The organism is Rhizobium sp. SG741, assembly GCF_012275435.1.
GTDB lineage: Bacteria > Pseudomonadota > Alphaproteobacteria > Rhizobiales > Rhizobiaceae > Rhizobium > Rhizobium lusitanum.
The window spans coordinates 372,786-394,810 of sequence record NZ_JAAZQP010000004.1; the positions used below are offsets into that span (position 1 = coordinate 372,786).

The following is a 22,025-nucleotide window of genomic DNA, read 5'->3' on the forward strand; positions in this document are numbered from 1 at the left end:
AATGAACGAGGAAAATCCCTTTGATACGGATAATCCCGACAGCTACATCGCGGCCGCCTTTGAGACCGACGATCCGTCCTCCATTGCCAGGGCATTGGGCGAAGTGGCGCGCACGCGCAATATGAGCAAGCTTGCCAAGGATGTCGGCATGAACCGCTCGGCGCTCTATCGAGCGCTGAGCGGCGAGGGAAATCCGGAATTCGCGACGATCCTGAAAGTCGTCAAGGCGCTCGGACTCAAGCTGACGCCGGTGCCGGCCGCACATTGAGAATCCAACACGCTCTGAGGTGAAATAACGACAAAATCCGCTTTAAGCGGGCTGAACGGCCTGCCGTTGCGCCGCCAGGGCGGCAAGATCTGCAGGCTTCAATTCGACGGACTCGCCACAGCCGCAAGCAGATGTCTGGTTCGGATTGGTGAACGTAAAGCCCGAACGCAAGGTCGTGGTCTCGAAGCCCATTTCGGTGCCGAGCAGATAAAGCACGGCCGACGGCTCGACCCAGACCCTGGCGCCGTCGTGCTCGATCAGATCATCCTTGGGGTTCGGCTCACTTACCAGGTCGATGGTATATTCCATCCCCGCGCAGCCGCCCTTCTTGATGCCGACGCGAACGCCCTTGGCATCGGATCCGGAATTCTCGACGATCGCCTTTACGCGCGCAGCTGCGGTATCGGTCATAGTCATCACTGCAAAGCCCATGGGCTCATTCTCCTTCCGCAACCGGGGTCAAGATCCGGCGCTTCGAGTCTTAATGTAAAGCCGGCGGCCTAAAGCTTCAATACCAGCCGATGGCCACTTGCGCTTCTTCCGACATGCGGTCCGCGCTCCACGGCGGATCGAAGGTCATGCTGACGTCGACGCCGGAAACGCCTTCGACCGCGCCGACCGCATTTTCGACCCAGCCCGGCATCTCGCCGGCAACCGGGCAACCGGGCGCGGTCAGCGTCATGACGATCTTCACCATGCGGTCGTCTTCGATATCGATCTTGTAGATCAGACCGAGTTCGAAGATATCCGCCGGAATTTCCGGATCGTAGACAGTCTTCAGCGCGGCGATGATGTCGTCGCTGAGGCGAGCCAACTCACCCTCGGGAATGCTGGAATGCACGATCCCTTCGCGTACATCGATCTTCTGTTCGCTTTCGTCGAGTGACATCGCTTGCCTCCTTAGGCGAAGAACTTGCGCGCATATTCCAGCGCATCCGCCAAAGCATCCACTTCGGCACGCGTATTGTACAAGCCGAACGATGCACGGCATGTGGAGGTGACGCCGAAGCGTTTCAAGAGCGGCTGGGCGCAATGCGTCCCCGCGCGCACTGCAACCCCCTGACGGTCGATCACCATCGACACGTCATGGGAGTGGATACCCGCGAGTTCGAAGGAGAAGATACCACCTTTTCCGGGTGCCGTGCCGAAAACTCGCAGCGAATTGATATCCCGCAGCCGCTCCGCCGCGTAGGCCGCAAGATCGGCCTCATGTCGGGCGATCGCCTCGCGGCCGATGCTCTCCATGTAGTCGAGCGCGAAACCAAGCCCGATCGCCTGCACGATCGGCGGCGTGCCGGCTTCGAAGCGATGCGGCGGGTCGTTATAGGTGACGTTTTCCTCGGTCACGTCGAAAATCATCTCGCCGCCGCCCTGGAAAGGCCGCATCTCGGCGAGCCTCTCCTTCTTGCCGTAGAGAACGCCGATGCCGGAAGGACCATAGAGCTTGTGACCGGTCATGACGTACCAGTCGCAATCGATATCCTGCACATCGACAGGCAGATGCACGGCGCCCTGCGATCCGTCGACCAGCACCGGAATGCCCCGCTCATGCGCGATGCGGCAGACTTCCTTCACCGGAACGATGGTCCCGAGCGCATTCGACATGTGGGTAATGGCGACGAGCTTGGTCCGTTCCGTCAGGCTTTTCTCGAAATCCTCGATATGAAACGCGCCTTCGTCGTCAACAGGCACCCAGACGAGCTTTGCTCCCTGTCTTTCACGAATGAAGTGCCAGGGAACGATGTTGGAGTGATGCTCCATGATGGAGACGACGATCTCGTCGCCTTCGCTCAGCTTCGGCATGCCCCAGCCATAGGCGACCGTGTTGATTGCCTCGGTCGAGTTCTTCGTGAAGACGATATCGTCCACCGACGGCGCATTCAGGAAACGGCGCACCTTTTCGCGCGCTGCCTCATAAGCTTCGGTGGCGGCATTGGAGAGGAAATGCAGGCCACGATGCACATTGGCGTATTCGCTGGAATAGGCATGCGAGATAGCATCGATGACGATCTGCGGCTTCTGCGCCGATGCGCCATTGTCGAGATAAACAAGCGGCTTGCCATGCACCGTCTTCGCCAGGATCGGGAAATCCCGGCGAATAGCTTCGACGTCATAGGCCGTTGCAGGCATGATCTTGTCCACGAGCTTTGCCTCCAATCAGGCGTGCTTTTCCAGCCAAGCAGAGATAACGCCTTCCAGCGCCTCGACCAGGGCTTCGTCTTCCAGTTCCTCGACGATCTCGGCCACGAAGGCGTTGACCAGCATGGCGCGGGCCTTGTTCTCCGGAACGCCGCGGGCCATCAGATAGAAGAGATGGTTGCGGTCGATATCGGCAACAGTGGCGCCATGGCCGCACTGCACGTCGTCAGCGAAGATTTCGAGTTCCGGCTTGACCGAAAATTCGGCATCGTCGGACATCAGCAGCGTGTTGCAGGCCATTTTGGCATCGGTCTTCTGCGCATCCGGTGCGACCCGGATCATGCCCTGAAAGACACCGCGCGCCCGGTCGAACACGACATTGCGAATGACTTCCGTCGATCCGGTGTTCGGAACGTCATGACCAAGCACCATCGTCACGTCGGTATGCGTATCGCCACCGAGCAGGTTGATGCCGCGCAGCGTCAGATCGGCGCCCTCGCCCGCTACCTTGATGTACAGCTCCTGGCGCACCAGCTTGCCGCCGGCATTGATGACGAACAGCCTCAGCTTGGCGTCCGTGCCCAGATCGATGCGGATCTGGCCGAGATGCGTATCCTCGCTGCCCTGCTCCTGCAGGATGATCCAGGTCACTTCGGCGCGCGCGCCGATCTTGACTTCGCTCACCGAGGAGACGAGCGCGGCAGCGCCTTCGACAGCCTGGTGGCGCTCGATGACCGTCGCCTTGACGTCGGCACCGAAGGAGACCGGGAGGCGGCTGTGAATCTGCCCGCCGGCATGAATGAACTGAACCTCCAGCGGCGCGTCGAGCTCGGTACCGTCAGGGAAATCGACGACATAGCCATCGCGCACGAAGCTGGCGTTGATGCGCCCGATGGCATCGTCCTTGTCGAGCGCCTCCAGACCGGCGGCGGCTGTGCCGCTGATCAGGCTATCGGCGTAGCGGCCGATCGTCAGCCCCTTGACGGCAGCCTTCTCGCTCGCCTTGCCCTGGAGAACGGAAAGCACCGAAGCCCCCTCCACCGTCGGGGCCAAAGCTTCCGCAAGACCCTTGCCGATATCGGTCGGAACCAGACGCAGCAGGTTCTTGAAATCGGTGTAATGCCAGGCCTCGATGCGACGCGTCGGCAGGCCCGCGGTCTTCAGATCATCAAGCAGGCGGTCACGAACGGCGAAAACTTCACCGTCACCCGGCAGATCGCCAAGCTGGTCGTTGTACGCCTCGATCAACGCCGTTTCGGCTGATGTCAAGCGGTTCGTCGTCTGAATGTTCATCGACGTATCCTTTCCGCCCCGATCAGGCCGCAGCCCCGATGATGTCGGCATATCCATTGGCTTCGAGTTCGTGCGCCAGTGTCTTGTCGCCGGACTTGATCACCTGGCCCTTGTAGAGGACGTGAACGGTGTCCGGAACGATGTAATCCAGCAGCCGCTGGTAATGGGTGATGACGATCACGGCGCGATCCGGAGAGCGCAGCGCGTTGACGCCATCAGCGACGATCTTCAGAGCGTCGATATCGAGGCCGGAGTCGGTCTCGTCAAGCACGCAAAGCTGCGGCTGCAGCAGCGCCATCTGCAGGATTTCGGCGCGCTTCTTCTCGCCGCCGGAGAAGCCGACGTTCAGCGGACGCTTCAGCATATCCATGTTGATCTGCAGCTTGGCCGCTGCTTCCTTGACCCGGCGGATGAAATCCGGCGTCGTCAGCTCGTCTTCGCCGCGCGCCTTGCGCTGCTCGTTGAGCGCTACCTTCAGGAACTGCATCGTGGCAACGCCAGGGATTTCGACCGGATACTGGAAGGCAAGGAAAATGCCCTTGGCGGCGCGCTCGGCAGCGTCGAGCTCAAGGATGCTCTCGCCGTTGTAGAGGATATCGCCCTCGGTGACCTCATAGTCGTCGCGGCCGGCGAGGATATAGGACAGCGTCGATTTGCCGGAGCCGTTCGGCCCCATGATGGCGGCGACTTCACCCGCCTTCACCGTCAGGTTCAGGCCATGGATGATCTCGGTGCCGTCTTCGGCGATGCGGGCATGCAGGTTCTTGATTTCAAGCATTGTAGAATCCTAACGAAGGAATGAACGTAGGGCGCGGCTGGCGCGCCAAAGCTAATTTTCTATGCGGGCGTCAGCCGACGCTGCCTTCGAGCGAGATGCCGATCAGCTTTTGCGCTTCGACGGCGAATTCCATCGGCAGTTCCTGCAGGACTTCCTTGACGAAGCCGTTGACGATCAGAGCGATCGCTGCTTCCGTCGGGATGCCGCGCTGCAGGCAATAGAACAGCTGGTCCTCGGAAATCTTCGACGTCGTGGCTTCATGCTCGAACTGCGCCGTCGAGTTCTTGGCTTCGATGTAGGGCACTGTGTGCGCGCCGCACTTGTCGCCGATGAGCAGCGAATCGCACTGCGTGAAGTTACGCGCGTTCGTCGCCTTGCGGTGAGCCGAGACCTGGCCGCGATAGGTGTTCTGCGAGACGCCGGCAGCGATGCCCTTCGACACGATGCGGCTCGACGTGTTCTTGCCGAGGTGGATCATCTTGGTGCCGCTGTCGACCTGCTGATGGCCGTTGGAAACGGCGATCGAGTAGAACTCGCCGCGGCTGTCGTCACCGCGCAGAATGCAGGACGGGTATTTCCAGGTGATGGCCGAACCGGTCTCGACCTGCGTCCACGAAATCTTGGAGCGATGACCGCGGCAATCGCCACGCTTGGTGACGAAGTTGTAGATGCCGCCCTTGCCGTTCTTGTCGCCCGGATACCAGTTCTGAACCGTCGAATACTTGATCTCAGCATCATCGAGCGCGACGAGTTCGACGACGGCCGCATGCAGCTGGTTTTCGTCGCGCTGCGGCGCCGTGCAGCCTTCGAGATAGGAGACATAAGCTCCCTCTTCGGCAATGATCAGCGTCCGCTCGAACTGGCCGGTATTCTTCTCGTTGATGCGGAAGTAGGTGGACAATTCCATCGGGCAACGAACGCCCTTCGGCACGAAGACGAAAGAGCCGTCGGTGAAGACAGCGGAATTCAGCGTCGCGTAGAAATTGTCTGATGTCGGAACGACGGTGCCGAGATATTTGCGCACGAGATCGGGATGCTCGCGGACCGCTTCCGAGATCGACATGAAGATCACGCCGGCCTTCTTCAGCTCTTCCTTGAAGGTGGTAACCACCGAAACCGAATCGAACACGGCATCGACTGCGATCCTCGACTGCTTGACGCCGGCAAGGATCTCCTGCTCGCGCAAGGGAATGCCGAGCTTCTCATAGACCTTCAAGAGCTCCGGATCGACGTCCTCGAGCGAGGTCGGGCCGGACGTGCTCTTCGGCGCAGCGTAATAGTAGATGTCGTTGAAATCGATCTTCGGATAGTCGACGCGGGCCCAGGTGGGCTCTTCCAGGGTCAACCAGCGGCGATACGCCTCAAGACGCCATTCCAGCATCCATTCCGGCTCCCGCTTCTTGGCGGAAATAAAGCGGACAATATCCTCGGACAGGCCCTTCGGAGCCTTGTCCATTTCGATGGTAGTTTCAAAACCATACTTATACTGGTCCACGTCGATCTGGCGAACCTGATCGACCGTTTCTTGGACTGCAGGCATTTCGTTCTCCAATCTCGCCGGATCCAAGGTCCGGCAGCTTGTCAACGTTGCGGCAGACTTATGTCTACCCTCTATGTAGTCGGCCAAAGGGGACTTTTCAGCCCACTTGGCAAGCGGAAATTTCCGTTTCCGCAAAATTGTGGCCGTCAGGCCGCGGCACCCGCCAGTTTGCGGCGGCCCGCAATGCGGGCAAGGGCCGCTATGGCGCGATCTACGTCCGCTTCGGTCGTGGCGGGGCCGAGCGAAATCCGAAGCGCTCCGAGCTTCGGATCGCATCCCATGGCGACAAGCACATGGCTCTCGCCGACCTTCCCCGACGAGCAGGCAGACCCGGCCGAAATGGCGACACCTTCGAGATCGAAGGCGATCTGCCCTGTCTCGGATTTCAATCCCGGCAGCGTGAAGAAGCTGGTATTCGGCACGCGCGCTCCGCCCTCACCGTGAATGATGATATCGGGCGCGGCAAGCCGCATGCCTTCTTCCAGCCGATCGCGCAACGCGCCGATTCTGGCATTGCGGCCATCGAAGTCCACAAGCGCTGCCTCGGCGGAGGCACCGAAGCCGATGATGGCAAGCACGTTTTCCGTGCCGGAGCGATGCCCCTTTTCCTGGCCGCCGCCATGGATCAATGGCTTCGGCATCAGCACTTCGCCGCGCGAGATCAGCGCGCCGGCTCCTTTGGGCCCACCGATCTTGTGCGACGAGACGATCAGAAAATCCGCACCGATCGCTTCGATATCGATCGCCACCCTGCCGGCTGCCTGCACGGCATCGACGACGAATATGCCGCCTGCCGCCTGAACGAGCTTGGCCGCTTCATCGACAGGCTGAAGAATCCCTGTCTCGTTGTTGGCGAGCATGATCGCGACCATCGGCAGCCCGCTCGCCTTGTCATGCGCAGAAAGCACCGCTTCAAGGGCCGTAAGATCGATCATGCCGCCGGATGTCACCGGCACTTCGCCGATTCTGTCCTTCGGAAACCGGCCACCCTCGCGCACGGCCGGATGTTCGACGGCCGATACATAGAGATGGCTGACGGCAAGCGGCGTCCGCCCCATGCGAAACTCCGGCGTCAACACCATATTGGCCGCCTCGGTGGCGCCGCTGGTGAAAACGACATGGGCCGGAGCAGCGCCTGTCAGGCTTGCAACCTGCCGGCGCGCGGCCTCGACGGCAGCACGCGCCGCCCTACCTTCCCCATGCACGGAATTGGGGTTGCCCTGAATATCCATCGCACGTAGCATCGCATCCCGCGCGGCCTGATGAAGCGGCGCGGTGGCATTCCAGTCGAGATAAAGGCGCGTTGCCGCCATGATCTTCTTCCTGCCTGACGTTGCTTTGCTGCGTCCGGCTCATTTTCCTTGAAATTTCAGCCGGGCATGCCTTATGACACGTTCCATAAATCGTTGCACACACAACGCGCGGAACACCGCATCAAGTTTCGAATTGTTCTAAACTGCGTTCTAGAAAAGATGAGCGCATTCGTCAAGTCAACTTGCTGCGTGCCGTTGGGTTTGAACGCAGAAAAAGAAGAGCCGGAGTATCGATGCCCGAAGTTATTTTCAACGGCCCCGCAGGCCGCCTTGAAGGCCGCTATCAGCCCTCTAAGGAAAAAAGCGCCCCGATCGCAATTATTCTCCATCCGCACCCGCAGTTTGGCGGCACCATGAACAATCAGGTGGTCTACCAGCTCTTCTATATGTTCCAGAAGCGCGGTTTCACGACCCTCCGATTCAACTTCCGCGGCATCGGCCGCAGTCAGGGCGAATTCGATCACGGCGCCGGCGAGCTTTCCGATGCCGCATCGGCGCTCGACTGGGTCCAGAGCCTCCATCCCGATTCCAAAAGCTGCTGGGTTGCCGGCTATTCCTTCGGCGCCTGGATCGGCATGCAGCTGCTGATGCGCCGTCCTGAAATCGAAGGTTTCATGTCGATCGCGCCGCAGCCGAATATCTACGATTTCTCCTTCCTTGCTCCCTGCCCCTCGTCCGGCCTGATCATCAACGGCGATGCGGACAAGGTTGCTCCGGAAAAGGACGTCAACGGCCTCGTGGAGAAGCTGAAGACGCAGAAGGGCATCCTGATCACGCACAAGATCGTGCCGGGCGCCAATCACTTCTTCAACGGCCAGGTCGACACGCTTCTGGGCGAATGCGAAGATTATCTCGATCGTCGCCTGAACGGCGAACTGGTGCCGGAACCGGCAGCCAAGCGCATCCGGTAAGAGAAACGCCTTTACCGGGCCATTCTGAACGTTGGGCATGAGATCCCGTCGATGATCATCGGCGGGTGATCCTGCATGCCGATCTTTCGCAGAACCCGCTGCGACGCCGCATTTTCCGGATGTGTGAAGGCGATGAACTGATTGGCCAAGCCACGCTGCAAGAACCATTGCGCCAGCGCGCCGGCGATCTCCGTCGCGTAACCATTGCCCCAGGCGTCGTTCCGAATCGAATAACCGAGCTCGAATTCACCGCGGCCGTTTTCCTCGTGAAATCGCGAAAAACCAGCGCGACCGATGAAGCGGCCGTCGTCCCGCCTCAGCATCTTGTATTTGGTCACCCCGTCGCGCGCTTGTTCGCCGAACCAGCTTTTCAACCGCTCTTCGGCCTTCTCCAACGTCCATGGTGCCGCTCCGGAGAGATAACGCGTCGTTTCGACCGTCGAATGCAGCTGCCTGATCAGCTCGGCATCGCCCTTGTTCCACATCGTCAAAACAAGGCGGGGAGTTTCGAGTATGGTGGCGTCGCTCATCCGTCTGCCTGTTTTTTCGGGTAACACATGAAACTTGCGATTCATGTTCAATCACGACGGTCACCAGCCGGCAAGCCACTAAGCGCAGCGGCTCCGCTCCAGTCATCGCGATAGGCTGGCGCTCAAAGAGCAAGGGCCGCATACGCGGCCCCCGGATCGTCAGTCAAAATCACCGTTCAGTGACATGCAGGAAGCCCCGGCGCTCCGCACTTCTTCTTTTCCGGAGGCTTCGGCGGCGCAGGCGGGGGTCTCTTGACCTGCTGCGCAGCCTTCGGCTGGGGCTGCGGTCTCGGTTGAGCCTGAGGCTTCGGAGCGGGCGCCCTCGCCTGCGCGGTTGCGTGCGGCGCCGGCTTCGGCTGTGAGGCCACGGGGTTCACACGCTGCGGGGGCGCGGCTGCGACATGCGGCTGATTGTTGTTGACAGGTTTTGGCTTGGCAGGTGCCTTCGCGGCAATAGCCGGCGCCGCTGGCTTTATCGTCTGACCATGGGCATTCGGCTTCGGCCCTGTGGCGACCGAATTCTGTTTCGCGTTCGGAGCGACTTGCGGCGCCGGGGTCTTTGCGACCTGATTCGGACCCTTCGCTCCCGGAAGCGCATGCACACTGCCATTCGCACCCTGTGGGGCCGGCTTCGTCTGCGCCTGTCCTTGATTGGCGGGGGTCTTGCCGGCAGCCGGCAAGGGCTGGCCATTGGCACCAGGGAGCGCATGCGCTTTGCCATTCGCACCCAGTGGAGCGGGTTTCGCGCCAGCAGCGGCCGGATTTTGCACAGTGTTGGGCGCGGATTGTGGCGATTGCGCCTGCTTCGGCTGCACCTGCCCCTTATTGACCGGGGTCTTGCCAACGGTCGGCAAGGGCTGACCATTAGCACCGGGCAAAGCATGAGCGCCGGCATTTCCGGCTTGCGGCTGCCCCGAGGGTGCGGCGGGGGAACCTGCGGGCACCTTTACCACCGCCGCCGGGTTCTGCTTCTGCAGGACGGCCGCCTTCTGCACCGAAGGCGGCAGGGCGACATGCAGCGCCGCCGCACCGGCGCCGGCGACGACCGCTGCGCCGACGAGCTTCTGCCCTGTCGTCAGACCGGGCGCCGCAGGTGCAGCCCCGTTCTCGTTGACGGTCGTGTTGTTGATGACCGTATTGTTCTCGACCGTATTATGAATGTTGTTGAAGATGATGTTGTTTTCGGGCGGGGCGATATCGCGCGGCGGGAGCACCCAGCCCGGAACCGGAACGAAGACCGGCGCCGGCAGGACGTAAAGGTCGACCGAGGGCTGCGGCGGCGCCAATACGACGAAATCCGGCGGCGGCGGCGCCAGGAAAACAACCGGCGGCGGCGGTGCATAGCCGAAATCGGCATCATCGAAATAAAGAACGGGCCGATCGATATAGACGATTTCCGGCGGCGGTGGCGGCGGCACGTCATACTCGATCACGGTGAAGGACGGAGGCGGCTCGAGCGCTGCGTCGAAATGCTCGAGACGGCGGCGGGCATCCCAGACATGCGGGCCGCGTGGATAACGCCGCAGATAGGACCAATAGGCCTCCGGCGTATCCGCGATCCACGTCTCGCGCCAGGTGATCGCCTCGCGACGGGCAGCGATAATGGCGCGTACACGTCTCGCCATGGAGTCGTTCGGATAGGCGGCGAGGAAATCCTCGTAGCCTTGCAGCGAGTCACGGTCGAGCGCCGCAAAATAGGCATCCTTCTCATCGAAATCGCGGATCGCCTTCGTACGGATTGCCGCGTTGTCGTAACTGGACACCTGGGCTGCCGGCGCATCGGGTCCACGATCGAAGAAGGTGAAGGCGTTGTTGAATTTAGACGCGTCCCAGGAGATTTCTGCGCCCTTGGTCAGATCGCTCACTCGCAGGCGCGTGCGATCGAATACGTCGGCGAGCGAAAGGCCGCCGACGCGAATCATTTCCGCCAGCGCATGGGCATAGGAGCCATAGGGACCGGCTTCCGGCGGCGCGACGGTGCCGGGCGCCGCATTGAATGCGATCAACTGATTGGCGTCGGGTTCGACAAGCGTCAGGCCGCCGGCAAGCGGCTGATTGGACTGCGCGAACGGATTGGCCCGTGCCGCGTCGAGCACCACAATGCTGCCGCGATTGTTGATCGCCGCCAGCGATTTGGTGAAATCGGTTACCCGGATCGCCTCAACGGGAACATCCGTGGCATTGGCGATCTGCGCATCCACCGGCACGAAATAATTGTCGCCCTGGTATTGAAGCCCATAGCCCGCCAGATAGACGAAAGCCACGGTATCAGGCCCCGAGGCGTTCGCTTTCGCCAGGAAGTCCCTGAGTGTATCTCGCAACCCGTTCTGGTCGAGGTCGCGCGCGCCGATGACATCGAAACCCGCAGCCTGCAATGTCTGCGCAATCAAACCGGCATCATTGGCCGGCGTCGGCAACGCGCCCGTCTTGTAGGCGGCGTTGCCCACGACGAGCGCTATTCTCTTTTCAGGGGAACCTTGCGCATCGGCCGGGCTCGTGGCGACGATACCGGCCAAAACCAACGCTATGGCAAAAAATGCCCAGATCATCTTTTTGAATGACAATCCCATCATCGGAAGCAGAGGTGACATACCGGTTTCTTTCGGGAAACATGTGGCGCGCACGGGATCAACGATAAATGAATAGGATTTGATTTGGGCGAATACGCGGCGGCTTCGCGGCGTTGTTACGATGTATTCACGTTGAGAAGCGTCGGTTTACAAATCCGGGCCGCTGCTCCACCGGGCTGAAACTCGGCATTCGCACCCAACCAAAATGGTGACGCGCTCACAAATCAATGCTAAACGCGCCGCGACGTTCAACAACAGCGATTGTGCCGCATGATCCATTTGTGCGGCCTCGAGAGACCAAGATCATGGCTGAGTTCAAATCCGACTTCCTGCGCACCCTGAAAGAGCGCGGCTTCATTCATCAGATTTCCGATGAAGCAGGCCTCGACGACCTTTTCGCCAAGGAAACGGTGACCGCCTATATCGGCTATGATCCGACGGCATCGAGCCTTCATGTCGGCCATCTCACCCAGATCATGATGCTGCACTGGCTGCAGGCGACCGGCCACCGGCCGATCTCCCTGATGGGCGGCGGCACCGGCATGGTCGGCGACCCCTCCTTCAAGGAAGAGGCGCGCAAGCTGATGACCATCGATATGATCGAGGACAATATCGCCTCCATCAAGCGCTGCTTCTCGAACTACCTCACCTACGGTGACGGGCCCAAGGATGCGTTGATGATCAACAACGCAGAATGGCTCCGCTCGCTGAACTATCTTGAATTCCTGCGCGATGTCGGCCGGCATTTCTCGGTCAACCGCATGCTGTCCTTCGACAGCGTCAAGACGCGCCTGGATCGCGAGCAGTCGCTGTCCTTCCTCGAGTTCAACTACATGATCCTGCAGGCTTACGACTTCGTCGAGCTGGCCAAGCGCTATGACTGCCGCCTGCAGATGGGCGGCTCGGACCAGTGGGGCAATATCGTCAACGGCATCGACCTTGGTCACCGCATGGGGACGAAGCAGCTCTTCGCTTTGACCTCGCCGCTGCTGACGACCTCTTCTGGCGCCAAGATGGGCAAATCGGCCTCCGGCGCCGTTTGGCTAAACGCCGATCTGCTGCCGGTCTATGATTTCTGGCAGTACTGGCGCAACACCGAGGATGCCGACGTTCCGCGTTTCCTCAAGCTGTTCACGACTCTGCCGATGGATGAGATCGCGCGGCTTTCCGCCATCGCGGGCTCCGAGCTCAACGAGGTCAAGAAGATCCTCGCAACCGAAGTCACCACCATTCTCCACGGCCGCGCAGCTGCCGAGCAGGCAGCAGAGACGGCACGCAAGACGTTCGAGGAAGGCGGTCTCTCCGAAAACCTGCCGACGATCGATGTTCCCGTCGCCGAACTCGAGACAGGTATCGGCCTTCTGTCGCTGATCGTTCGCGCCGGCTTGGCCGGTTCGAACGGCGAGGCCCGCCGCCACGTTCAGGGCGGTGCGGTGCGCATCAACGATGAGGCCGTCAGCGACGAGCGCAAGGTCATCGGCAGCGGCGAAATCACCGCCGATGGCGTCATCAAGCTGTCGCTGGGCAAGAAGAAGCACATCCTGATCCGCCCGGCCGCTTGAGCAGCCGGTCACACGACTACGAACAAAGCCGGCGCATCTCGCCGGCTTTTTGTATTCGCCGCGCAGACTGAAAACCGCCGACCGATAAAGTGATGTGGACGATCAGTCGACGAAGGCAGCGCCAGTCCGCAAAGCGGATATGGGCCGCAGGAAAGACGACATAGCAGCTCCTAATCGCTCGGGCTGATCATATGGAACGCCGTGACCGGCATCGGGGATCAATTCATATCGAAGCAAGGGATTGAGCTCCCGCAGCTCACGAGCCGTATCCAGCGAAACGCCCCCTTTGTCTCCAATCACGAGAAGGATCGGGGCGTGCATGCTTTGAATGAGCTCGCGATAGTCAGGATTTGGCGGCGTGAGCACTTCGAACGCGGACATACTGGTCTGAAGTCTTGCATCGACCAGGCATTCCAAAATCTCCGCCGACGGGGATGGGTGTCGAAGCCGCGCCTGGGCAAGCAGATCAGCCCTGCCCAACGCCATGGATCGCTGATGTTCCTCAGCGATATCGCTTTCAAAAACCTCACGCTGCCACTCTGGACTTATGAAGGTCGGATCGACCAAGATAAGGCCGGAGATTGCCGATCCAAGCTGGCGAGCCGCAACGGCTGCTGTCGGATCGCTGACTACCGGTTCGTCCTCTGTCAGGACATGAAACTCCGGAGGTGGATTATGGATGAGATTCCGGTGATCAAAACAAGGCCCAAAGGCCGAAGCCTTACGCAGAATATGTTGATTCCAAGCGAGGAGATGGTTGTTCGCGCGTTATGGGCAGCGCCCCCAGGACAATTATCTGCCGTAGGCGAAGTAAGAAAGGCGCTCGCCAGTCAATATGGAGCAGATGCCTGCTGTCCTATCACCGTCCAGCGACACTTGGCTCAGATCAGCGAAAACGGCACCGCTCCGTTTTGGCGCGTCGTGGATCCCGATCGACCATTTGCCCGACGTATGAAAGGTGGACCAGAACGCATACGGCAGCGATTGGAGGAAGAAGAACGAGCTGTTAAATGAGCCGCCCGGCCGGAGAGAGCCGCAAACCGTCACGCCGTATGTCTCATCAAAACTCAAAGATCTGCCTAAATACCCCCGGTGCGATGATCGACAGCGGATTGATCTGAATACTCGATTTCTCCAGTGTACCCGTCACCCTGAAGGTGATGCCGATCAGGCCGCGGTCGCTGCCGTTGCCCAGGATGAAGCCGACGATCGGAACCTCGGCGAACAGCCGGTTCAGGCCGTAGGCGGGCATGAACGTGCCGGTCAGATCCATCTTGCCGTTGGCATCCTTGACCGTTCCCTGGAATGTCGCCCCAACCTGCACGCCCCGCACGACGCCGTTCTCGACCGACAGCGACCCATTTCGCATCACCAGCCGCGCAAAGCCTCTTTCGAAGCTTTGCGAGCGCGTATCGATATTCTCCTTCACGGCTGCATTCAGGCTTTTGCCGTTCTTGCCGCTCGGGGTCGAAACGATGGTCGAAAGCTTCTTCTCGTCGACGATGGCGAAGTTGCGCAGATCCAGCGATCCGTCCCAGTCGTCCTGCCCGACGGAGCGCAGCGACAGATTGAGCAGGCCGCCCTTCAGGTGCTTGTAGAGATCGGCAAAACGAGCAACAGAGCCGGCGTCGCCGCTGGTGATGCGGATGGTGCCGCTGCCGCTGCCCTTGCTCATCTGGCTGACAACAGCTTCTCCGCTGAGGGTGACGCCGGAAAAGTCCACCGCCGTCGTTTTGCCGCCTGCAATGGAATAGGTACCTTTGAGATTGCCGATCGATTCGTCGTTGAATCCAATAACCTTGTCGAGATTGACATGTATCGTCGCGCTTGCCGAGTCGTCGCCGCCGCTCTTCCCGCCGCCAGATGACGATGTCTTCAGCCGCGCCAGGATCGGGCGTACATCGGCCGAATTGCCCGATATCGATACGTCATAGCCTCCACCCTTGCCGCGCTTGAGCGACAGCGCGAAATCATCGAGGGCCGAGAGCTTAACGCTGTCGAAATTCGCTGACGACAAGCTCCCCTTGCTGATCACAAGATCGCCGCTGACGCCGAAACCATCGCCCTTGAGCGTAAAATTCTTGAGTGTCGTCTGGCTGTCCGGTCCGGACGCTTCGAGTTGGGCGGTTGCGGGAATGCCGCTGCCCTTCGACCATCCTACCCACGGAACCGTCAGCGCTGCCTTGCTGAGATCCACCTTGACGCCCTGGCGATCGTCATCGATGCGCGTCAGCTCCACTTTGACAGGCCCATCGATGATATCGCGAAGACCCGGCAGGACGGCATTGCGTTGAGCATCGCTAAGCGTCGCCGTAATGACGCGGCTGCGCTTGGCCGTCGATTTGCTGTCGGTCGGCTCGATCATATCGATCTGGGCAGGAATGCCGTCGATCTGCGCCTGAGCCTGCAGGTGCACCGATTGTGGATCTGCCACGATCTCGCCGGTCAGGTTGTCGATCTTGCGATTGTTCATCGGCTTCAACAAATCGACATTGTTGAGCTCCAGTTTCGCCTGCCAATCCGGCGGCGGCGGCTTCTGGTCGTTGATCAGGCCGATCCGGGCATTGACCTTGGCAACGATCTTGCCGTTGAAGTCCTCCGGTTTGAATTCCGTCCGTTGCAATACCTCCAGCGGCTTGTAGGTCAGCAATTCACCCACGGCGTCGCCCGTGCCGGATATTGTCAGAGCAAGCTCCGCCATCAGCGGCTTGTCGTAGGTTGCCGGTATCGAGAAGCTGCTATCGTTCAAGGTGATCTTGCGGCCTGTCGGGAAATAGGAGGTAGCAGTCTCGATACTGACGTCCATCATCGGGCCGGTCAGATCGAAATGTGCTTTCGTATCCCGGAGCGGCGGTATTTGGCCAGGCACGTTGAGGCGCGCGCCGTCGATGTCGAAAGCAATGTGCAACTCGTTCTGGCCGAGTTGCAGCTTGCCGGTCTGCGCAGCCTCCCGCAGCCTCCCGGCTGGAATGAACACAGATATCACGGCATTCGTCACCGAGCCGCCAAAGAGATTGTTCTCGACCCATACTCTCGGCTTCGAAGCCATCCAGAAGGGCCACAGTTGTTTCACCACGCTGGTGTCGAGTTTGTCCGCGCGGCCGCCGAAGCTGATTTCCGGCGAGCTGTCGCCGAGCTTCATGTGCAACGAACCGAACAGGGCACCTTGCGGTGTCGATATGCCGATATTCTCGAACTGGAATTCCTTGGTCGCGGACAGAAAGTGCCCTGTCGCCTGGCCGTCGAAGCTGACCGGCTTTTCTCCGGATATCGATGAGGCTGCCGTACCGTTCTTGATCAGGAAATCGATGCCGAAGCCTTTGCCTGCGTTGGCGTCAACTCGGTCGAGATCGATCAGGGCGCCGGAGAATGGCGCGACAGTGCTGACGAATTGCACCGTCGACGGTGCGATCTCGAGTGTCTGGTGATCGAAATTATAGGAGAGGTTGATATTGGCCTGCGTCAGATCCTGCGCGTCGCGATCCATATAGAGCACGCCGGGCTGGATATTGACGGAGGCATCGAGCTTCGGATCGGTGCCTGAGCCCCCTTTGACGGCAGATAGCGTCACATCGGCGAAACTCATGAGACCCTGACGCGGCGTGCCGGTCGCATCATAGGCCATCGTCAATGGCTTGAGATCGAGATTGGAGATTTTCGCGATCAGTGAAGAGCTGTGGCCGGACTCCTGCTGCTCTGCCATCACATCCAATATCGCCACCGACCCGTTGACGGCGACCTGCCCATAAAGATGCAGCGAATTCTGTTCGGTCCGCTCGAAGGTGAGATTATCGACCACAAGAGAGATGGGATCGCCTTCCTGGCGTGGCAGCTTGACCGAAAATCCGGAAATACGCACCGAATTGGTGCCGCCGCGCTGCACGAAGCGCTGCAGAAAATCGATATCGTCGAAAGCCGAGGTCAATGCCTGGGGCAGCGCATCCACGCGCCACGCGGTCAGGTCGACGGGATCTCCTTGAGGCAGGAGCGAAGTATCGAGCGCTATGCCTTCCGCCGCAACGCTCGCCACTTCCACCCGGCCTTCAATAAGGGCGAACGGATCGAGTTCCATATTGACCGCCGACATGGTCGACAGATGCTTGCCGCTGTCCTGATCGATCACGTTGACGTCACGCGCTTCGAGAGCCAGCCGCAGATCCGATGTGAAGCGGATCACGGTCTTGCCGACCTCCGCCTTGTAGCGCGGACCGATCGCCTTATCGAGGGCCGTCTGTGCCTTCTGAGACAGCGGCACATCGAAAACGCCGCTTTCGATCGTTGCGATGACAGCGCCGAGGATGATGGCAAGAAAGGTGAAGAAAACCAGCGTCATGCGGCAGACATGCCAGACATGCGAGCGGTTGCGGCTGGTGCGTTCCGGGGGGACATGCACGATCATGGGATCATCGACCTGGGCGGAAGGCAGATGATCGAGTGAAACGAGATCCTTTTTACGGAATGTTACCTTTTCGCCTCGGATCACTCCTGCGCGTCCCTTTCATTCTCAGCAATTTTGTTGGTGACGCTGCGTCCCATGTGGACGGCATACCTGAGCAGCATGTATGGCTCAACCTTAGTATCGTCTAAAAACCAGGCAAAAGAAAGTTTTTCCCATGACGGAAGTTTTCCCGATTGTTTTGAACGTGGGCGACGAGGCACCCGATTTCGATTTGCCACGCGATGGCGGCGGCCATGTGCGTCTAGCCGATTTCGGCGGAAAACCGCTGGTATTGTTCTTCTATCCTAAGGACGACACGACAGCCTGCACGACCGAATCGATTTCCTTTACCGCGCTTAAAGCCGATTTCGACAAGGCCGGCGTCGCGATCCTCGGCATATCGCCCGATACTGTGAAGAGCCATGACAAATTCGTCAGGAAACACGCGCTTTCCGTGCCGCTCGCCTCCGACGGGGAAAAGACGATGGCGATGGCCTATGGCGTTTGGAGGGAAAAGAGCATGTATGGCCGAACCTATATGGGTGTCGTGCGCTCGACCTTTCTGATTGGCGCCGACGGCCGCATCGCAAGGATATGGGATAAGGTAAAGGTAGCCGGCCACGCCGAAGAGGTTTTGGCCGCGGCGAAGGAGCTTTGACGGCATGTCAGGCGACCCCGACACGATCACATCACTGCGCGGTGGCGCCATTGCCGCCATTCGTTCGGCCGATCTCGATCGCAAGACCGGGCTCGCCCAGGAATCCGCAACGCGCTGGTTTGCGCGCACCCTGTCATTGCGTTCGCCACTCGATCCGCCGCTGGCAGATCGACCCGGCCGGCCCGAACGGCCGGAGCTGGTTCCGCCGAAGCATATGGAGAAGCGCTCGCTGCATACGCTGAAGGGCCGCATCGCGCTGCTGCACGCTATCGCCCATATCGAGCTGAACGCGGTCGATCTTGCACTCGACATCGTCGCACGCTTCGCGACCGAGCCGGTTCCCAATTCCTTCTTCGACGGCTGGATGCAGGTCGCCTTCGAGGAAGCGAAACATTTCCGGATGGTACGGACCCGGCTGCGCGAGCTGGGCGCGGATTATGGCGATCTGTCCGCCCATGACGGCTTGTGGCAGGCGGCCCATGCAACGCGCACTGACCTCACCGCTCGCCTCGCCGTCGTGCCGTTGATCCTGGAAGCCAGAGGACTCGACGTGACGCCCGCCCTGCAGGCAAGGATGCGCGAGACCGGAGACATGGAAAGCGCGGCCGTGCTCGACGTCATCTACAATGACGAAAAAGGCCATGTCGCCGTCGGCGCCAAATGGTTTCGTTTTCTATGCGCGCGGGAAAAGCGCGATCCGGCCCGTGCGTTCCAGGAGCTGGTGCGCGCAAACTTCCGTGGCTCGCTCAAGGCTCCATTCAACGATATCGCCCGCGCAGAGGCTGGATTGACGCCCTCTTTCTACCGCTCGCTCACATCCACAAGTAACTCCTAAAATACTAAAATAAAAGAACTTTTCCGTTTTCTGACAATCGCGCGGAAAGCATTCATTAACCATAATCCCGTGTACTCCCATTGGGTGCCTGAGAGCATCGATTGGGAGATTCTCGGTGACAGCAAAGCCTTACAACCGGGTTTTCGGCAAACAACAGCGGTGTCACACCATCATCCTCGCAAGTGGAGAGACGGTGCGCCACATGACCGTGCGTCCATGGATGGCGGCACTGTTCGTCTGCCTCGTCGGTCTGTTTTCGATCGGCTACCTGCTGGCGACCTCCTACCTCGTCCTGCGCGACGATCTGATCGGCGCGACAATGGCCCGCCAGGCGCGTATGCAATATGATTATGAGGATCGCATCGCCGCACTGCGTGCCCAGGTCGATCGCGTCACCTCCCGCCAGCTTCTCGATCAGCAGGTCGTCGAAGAGAAAGTCGACAAGCTCATCGAGCAGCAGCAACAACTGTCGTCGCGCGGCGGCAAGCTCAACGCATTGCTCGACAGGGCCGAAAGCTCGGGCCTCACCGATAAAAGCCCGCATGCCGATGCGAACACGGCAGCTGCAAAGAACGAGCATGCGCAGCTGACCGCGCCAAAGGCCATCGAAAAGCTTCTTACCAACGGCAAGCCCGCAGATGTCACCCCGGACAACTCCACCCTCGCCTACGTCCCCGCCCCGGAAACGGTCGCCGATCGCGCCGACCGCGTCTTTTCGAAAGTGACGCTGTCGCTGAAACATATCGAACAGGATCAGCTAACGCGCATCCGAAATCTCACCGCAGACGCATCCGGGACGGCGAACGAGATTCAGACGATCATGTCTAATGTCGGCGTTAAGATCCCGAACGAGGTCGTGGTCAGTGATAGCGAAGATGACGACGGTGGCGTTGGCGGCCCCTATATGGCGCCGGAAAATGTCGACCAGTTCGAGCAGTCCATGGCCGATCTCGATACGGCGCTAACGCGCCTGGAGACGGCGCGAGGTGCCGCCGAGAGCCTTCCCTTCCGAAACCCTGCACCGGGCAAGCTCGTCACCAGCCCCTTCGGCAATCGCAAGGATCCCTTCTTCGGCACGCTGGCTCTCCATCCCGGCACCGATTTCCATTTCAGCCCCGGCGAAAAGATTAAGGCGACGGCCCCTGGCAGGATCGTTTCGGCGGGCTGGACAGGCGGCTATGGCAATATGGTGGAGATCGATCACGGCGACGGCATCTCGACGCGCTACGGCCATATGGAGGAAGTGCTTGTCAAAGTCGGCGATAAGGTCGGCACCGGTGACCCGATCGGCCTCGCCGGCAGCACCGGGCGTTCCACAGGCACGCATCTGCACTACGAAGTCCGGGAAAATGGGCGTCCTATAGACCCGATGTATTTCATCAATGCCGGTACAAAACTCGCAAGTTACATCAGCGGTCTCGGCGCGATTTAACTGCCAGGATTGTGACAAACGAGCAACAAAGATGGCACTAATCCAAAAATTGCGTTACGAATGAACTTCGGGTCGGCAGAAGCGACCGCTTTCCTTGACTCTGTGGATATTTGGTTCTATGTCGCGCTGCATTACGGCATGCTCCTGTGTGTCGATTCATGGTGTTCGACCGAACCGAGACGGAACTAGTTTTCCCTTTGACAACATTTGCTGACCTTGGCTTGAGCCAAAAAGTCCTTTCCGCGGTAACTGACGCGGGCTACACGACACCGACTCCGATTCAGGCCGGTGCCATCCCATTTGCGCTGCAGCGCCGCGATATTTGTGGTATCGCCCAGACGGGTACCGGTAAGACGGCTTCCTTCGTGCTGCCGATGCTGACGCTGCTCGAGAAAGGGCGCGCTCGTGCCCGCATGCCGCGCACGCTGATTCTGGAGCCAACGCGAGAGCTGGCCGCCCAGGTTGCCGAGAATTTCGAGAAATACGGCAAGAACCATCGCCTCAACATCGCCCTGCTGATCGGCGGCGTGTCCTTCGAAGAGCAGGACCGCAAGCTGGAGCGTGGCGCCGATGTGCTCATTTGCACGCCGGGCCGCCTGCTTGATCATTTCGAGCGCGGCAAGCTGCTGATGAGCGCCGTCGAAATCTTCGTCATCGACGAAGCCGACCGTATGCTCGACATGGGTTTCATCCCCGATATCGAGCGCATCGCCAAGCTCATTCCCTTCACGCGCCAGACGCTGTTCTTCTCGGCCACGATGCCGGCGGAAATCCAGAAGCTGGCAGACCGCTTCCTGCAGAATCCGGAACGTGTCGAAGTCTCGGCGCCCGCGTCGACGGCAAAGACTGTCACGCAGCGCTTCGTCGCCTCGCATGGCAAGGACTACGAGAAGCGCGCCACGCTGCGCGATCTCATCCGAGCTCAGACGGACCTGAAGAACGCGATCATCTTCTGCAATCGCAAGGTAGATGTGGCCGACCTCTTCCGTTCGCTTGAACGCCACGGCTTCTCGGTCGGCGCATTGCATGGTGACATGGATCAGCGCTCGCGCACGACGATGTTGCAGAATTTCCGTGACGGCCAGATCCAGCTTCTCGTCGCCTCCGACGTCGCGGCACGCGGTCTGGACCTTCCCGATGTCGGCCACGTCTTCAATTTCGATGTTCCGATCCATTCGGAAGACTATGTCCATCGCATCGGCCGTACCGGTCGCGCCGGTCGTTCCGGCGCCGCTTTCACTCTCGTGACGAAACGCGACACCAAGCACATCGACGCGATCGAAAAGCTGATCGGCGAAGATGTCCAGTGGCTGAACGGTGACCTGTCGGCACTGCCGCCGGCCGAGGAAGGTGGGGACGACAATCGTTCTCCTCGCCGCCGCGAGCCGAAAGGCAGAGGCCGCGAGCGTGATCGCAGCCCCAGAGGCCGGAGTGCCTCGAGTCATAAATCTGATATCGACGTCGAGGATAATGGCGTCGAAGTGATCGAAGCAGCACCAGCAAAGGCCGAGAGCGTGAGAAACGAGCGCAAGTCTGAGAACAACAACAAATCCAACAACGGTTCTCGCAACAATCACCGGCCCTTCCCCGCTGCGAACGACGACAACCGCGAACGCCGCAGCCGTTATCGCGACCAGGATGACGGCCCGACACCAGTCGGCTTCGGCGACGACATTCCCGCTTTCATGCTGATCGTCGCGAACGCCAAGGGCTGATAAGTCCACATCCGAACCGTTACGCCGGAGTTAACGGCACATT

19 protein-coding genes are annotated in these 22,025 nt (G+C 59.9%); 8 read left to right on the forward strand and 11 right to left on the reverse strand.

Going from position 1 to position 22,025, the window contains the following annotated elements; genetic code table 11:
* The first annotated feature begins 1 nt into the window (after position 1).
* Positions 2 to 268, forward strand: a complete 267-nt coding sequence (locus FHT29_RS13360) for an addiction module antidote protein (protein WP_037202314.1) — start codon at positions 2 to 4, stop codon at positions 266 to 268.
* Positions 269 to 310: 42 nt separating this feature from the next.
* Here FHT29_RS13360 and sufA read toward each other — a convergent pair whose 3' ends face one another.
* From sufA to FHT29_RS13395, 7 genes are all read right to left on the reverse strand, one after another.
* Complete coding sequence (sufA, locus tag FHT29_RS13365) at positions 311 to 700, reverse strand: Fe-S cluster assembly scaffold SufA (RefSeq protein WP_037202315.1); 390 nt, start codon at positions 698 to 700, stop codon at positions 311 to 313.
* 76 nt (positions 701 to 776) lie between these two features.
* Complete coding sequence (locus FHT29_RS13370) at positions 777 to 1,157, reverse strand: SUF system Fe-S cluster assembly protein (RefSeq protein WP_034504882.1); 381 nt, start codon at positions 1,155 to 1,157, stop codon at positions 777 to 779.
* An 11-nt stretch (positions 1,158 to 1,168) separates the two neighbouring features.
* Positions 1,169 to 2,410: a cysteine desulfurase gene (locus tag FHT29_RS13375; protein WP_037202829.1), complete on the reverse strand. Its 1,242-nt coding sequence runs from the start codon at positions 2,408 to 2,410 to the stop codon at positions 1,169 to 1,171.
* Between the two features lie 15 nt (positions 2,411 to 2,425).
* Positions 2,426 to 3,700: a Fe-S cluster assembly protein SufD gene (gene sufD, locus FHT29_RS13380; RefSeq protein ID WP_047556797.1), complete on the reverse strand. Its 1,275-nt coding sequence runs from the start codon at positions 3,698 to 3,700 to the stop codon at positions 2,426 to 2,428.
* A 22-nt stretch (positions 3,701 to 3,722) separates the two neighbouring features.
* Positions 3,723 to 4,478, reverse strand: coding sequence for a Fe-S cluster assembly ATPase SufC (gene sufC, locus FHT29_RS13385; protein WP_037202319.1), 756 nt, complete (start codon positions 4,476 to 4,478; stop codon positions 3,723 to 3,725).
* A gap of 70 nt (positions 4,479 to 4,548) precedes the next feature.
* Positions 4,549 to 6,018 carry a Fe-S cluster assembly protein SufB gene (sufB, locus tag FHT29_RS13390; RefSeq protein WP_037202320.1) on the reverse strand — a complete coding sequence of 490 codons (1,470 nt, stop codon included), beginning with the start codon at positions 6,016 to 6,018 and terminating at the stop codon, positions 4,549 to 4,551.
* Between the two features lie 146 nt (positions 6,019 to 6,164).
* Complete coding sequence (locus tag FHT29_RS13395) at positions 6,165 to 7,331, reverse strand: cysteine desulfurase family protein (protein ID WP_047556647.1); 1,167 nt, start codon at positions 7,329 to 7,331, stop codon at positions 6,165 to 6,167.
* 233 nt (positions 7,332 to 7,564) lie between these two features.
* Here FHT29_RS13395 and FHT29_RS13400 point away from each other — a divergent pair, with 233 nt between their 5' ends.
* Positions 7,565 to 8,242 carry an alpha/beta hydrolase gene (locus FHT29_RS13400; RefSeq protein WP_034504875.1) on the forward strand — a complete coding sequence of 226 codons (678 nt, stop codon included), beginning with the start codon at positions 7,565 to 7,567 and terminating at the stop codon, positions 8,240 to 8,242.
* Positions 8,243 to 8,253: 11 nt separating this feature from the next.
* On the opposite strand, the gene FHT29_RS13405 is transcribed toward FHT29_RS13400, so the two are convergent.
* Entirely contained in the window at positions 8,254 to 8,772 is a 519-nt protein-coding gene (locus FHT29_RS13405) for a GNAT family N-acetyltransferase (protein ID WP_047556645.1), read from the reverse strand.
* Between the two features lie 176 nt (positions 8,773 to 8,948).
* Complete coding sequence (locus FHT29_RS13410) at positions 8,949 to 11,363, reverse strand: caspase domain-containing protein (protein WP_047556642.1); 2,415 nt, start codon at positions 11,361 to 11,363, stop codon at positions 8,949 to 8,951.
* A gap of 284 nt (positions 11,364 to 11,647) precedes the next feature.
* On the opposite strand from FHT29_RS13410, the gene tyrS reads away from it, so the two are divergent.
* Positions 11,648 to 12,904, forward strand: coding sequence for a tyrosine--tRNA ligase (gene tyrS, locus FHT29_RS13415; RefSeq protein ID WP_047556640.1), 1,257 nt, complete (start codon positions 11,648 to 11,650; stop codon positions 12,902 to 12,904).
* 102 nt (positions 12,905 to 13,006) lie between these two features.
* Here tyrS and FHT29_RS13420 read toward each other — a convergent pair whose 3' ends face one another.
* Positions 13,007 to 13,471 carry an alpha/beta hydrolase gene (locus FHT29_RS13420; protein WP_168599746.1) on the reverse strand — a complete coding sequence of 155 codons (465 nt, stop codon included), beginning with the start codon at positions 13,469 to 13,471 and terminating at the stop codon, positions 13,007 to 13,009.
* Between the two features lie 108 nt (positions 13,472 to 13,579).
* On the opposite strand from FHT29_RS13420, the gene FHT29_RS13425 reads away from it, so the two are divergent.
* Positions 13,580 to 13,918: a hypothetical protein gene (locus FHT29_RS13425; protein ID WP_168599747.1), complete on the forward strand. Its 339-nt coding sequence runs from the start codon at positions 13,580 to 13,582 to the stop codon at positions 13,916 to 13,918.
* Positions 13,919 to 13,964: 46 nt separating this feature from the next.
* Here FHT29_RS13425 and FHT29_RS13430 read toward each other — a convergent pair whose 3' ends face one another.
* Positions 13,965 to 17,387, reverse strand: coding sequence for a DUF3971 domain-containing protein (locus tag FHT29_RS13430; RefSeq protein WP_047556636.1), 3,423 nt, complete (start codon positions 17,385 to 17,387; stop codon positions 13,965 to 13,967).
* Positions 17,388 to 17,517: 130 nt separating this feature from the next.
* Here FHT29_RS13430 and FHT29_RS13435 point away from each other — a divergent pair, with 130 nt between their 5' ends.
* The 4 genes from FHT29_RS13435 (at position 17,518) to FHT29_RS13450 (ending at position 21,982) form a co-directional block, all read left to right on the forward strand.
* Positions 17,518 to 18,000, forward strand: a complete 483-nt coding sequence (locus tag FHT29_RS13435) for a peroxiredoxin (protein ID WP_037202328.1) — start codon at positions 17,518 to 17,520, stop codon at positions 17,998 to 18,000.
* A gap of 4 nt (positions 18,001 to 18,004) precedes the next feature.
* Entirely contained in the window at positions 18,005 to 18,835 is an 831-nt protein-coding gene (locus FHT29_RS13440; protein ID WP_047556634.1) for a ferritin-like domain-containing protein, read from the forward strand.
* A gap of 115 nt (positions 18,836 to 18,950) precedes the next feature.
* Positions 18,951 to 20,267, forward strand: a complete 1,317-nt coding sequence (locus tag FHT29_RS13445; protein ID WP_047556632.1) for a peptidoglycan DD-metalloendopeptidase family protein — start codon at positions 18,951 to 18,953, stop codon at positions 20,265 to 20,267.
* Positions 20,268 to 20,464: 197 nt separating this feature from the next.
* Positions 20,465 to 21,982, forward strand: a complete 1,518-nt coding sequence (locus FHT29_RS13450; RefSeq protein ID WP_037202333.1) for a DEAD/DEAH box helicase — start codon at positions 20,465 to 20,467, stop codon at positions 21,980 to 21,982.
* Positions 21,983 to 22,025: the final 43 nt, after the last annotated feature.

What these genes read in the sequence shown, in the direction of transcription:
- tyrS (WP_047556640.1), top strand. Translation starts at nt 11,648, where the DNA reads ATGGCTGAGTTCAAATCCGACTTCCTGCGCACCCTGAAAGAGCGCGGC.
- FHT29_RS13370 (WP_034504882.1), bottom strand. Translation starts at nt 1,157, where the DNA reads ATGTCACTCGACGAAAGCGAACAGAAGATCGATGTACGCGAAGGGATC.
- FHT29_RS13440 (WP_047556634.1), top strand. Translation starts at nt 18,005, where the DNA reads ATGTCAGGCGACCCCGACACGATCACATCACTGCGCGGTGGCGCCATT.
- FHT29_RS13400 (WP_034504875.1), top strand. Translation starts at nt 7,565, where the DNA reads ATGCCCGAAGTTATTTTCAACGGCCCCGCAGGCCGCCTTGAAGGCCGC.
- sufB (WP_037202320.1), bottom strand. Translation starts at nt 6,018, where the DNA reads ATGCCTGCAGTCCAAGAAACGGTCGATCAGGTTCGCCAGATCGACGTG.
- sufC (WP_037202319.1), bottom strand. Translation starts at nt 4,478, where the DNA reads ATGCTTGAAATCAAGAACCTGCATGCCCGCATCGCCGAAGACGGCACC.
- FHT29_RS13405 (WP_047556645.1), bottom strand. Translation starts at nt 8,772, where the DNA reads ATGAGCGACGCCACCATACTCGAAACTCCCCGCCTTGTTTTGACGATG.
- FHT29_RS13425 (WP_168599747.1), top strand. Translation starts at nt 13,580, where the DNA reads ATGGATGAGATTCCGGTGATCAAAACAAGGCCCAAAGGCCGAAGCCTT.
- FHT29_RS13395 (WP_047556647.1), bottom strand. Translation starts at nt 7,331, where the DNA reads ATGGCGGCAACGCGCCTTTATCTCGACTGGAATGCCACCGCGCCGCTT.
- sufA (WP_037202315.1), bottom strand. Translation starts at nt 700, where the DNA reads ATGGGCTTTGCAGTGATGACTATGACCGATACCGCAGCTGCGCGCGTA.
- sufD (WP_047556797.1), bottom strand. Translation starts at nt 3,700, where the DNA reads ATGAACATTCAGACGACGAACCGCTTGACATCAGCCGAAACGGCGTTG.
- FHT29_RS13410 (WP_047556642.1), bottom strand. Translation starts at nt 11,363, where the DNA reads ATGTCACCTCTGCTTCCGATGATGGGATTGTCATTCAAAAAGATGATC.
- FHT29_RS13360 (WP_037202314.1), top strand. Translation starts at nt 2, where the DNA reads ATGAACGAGGAAAATCCCTTTGATACGGATAATCCCGACAGCTACATC.
- FHT29_RS13435 (WP_037202328.1), top strand. Translation starts at nt 17,518, where the DNA reads ATGACGGAAGTTTTCCCGATTGTTTTGAACGTGGGCGACGAGGCACCC.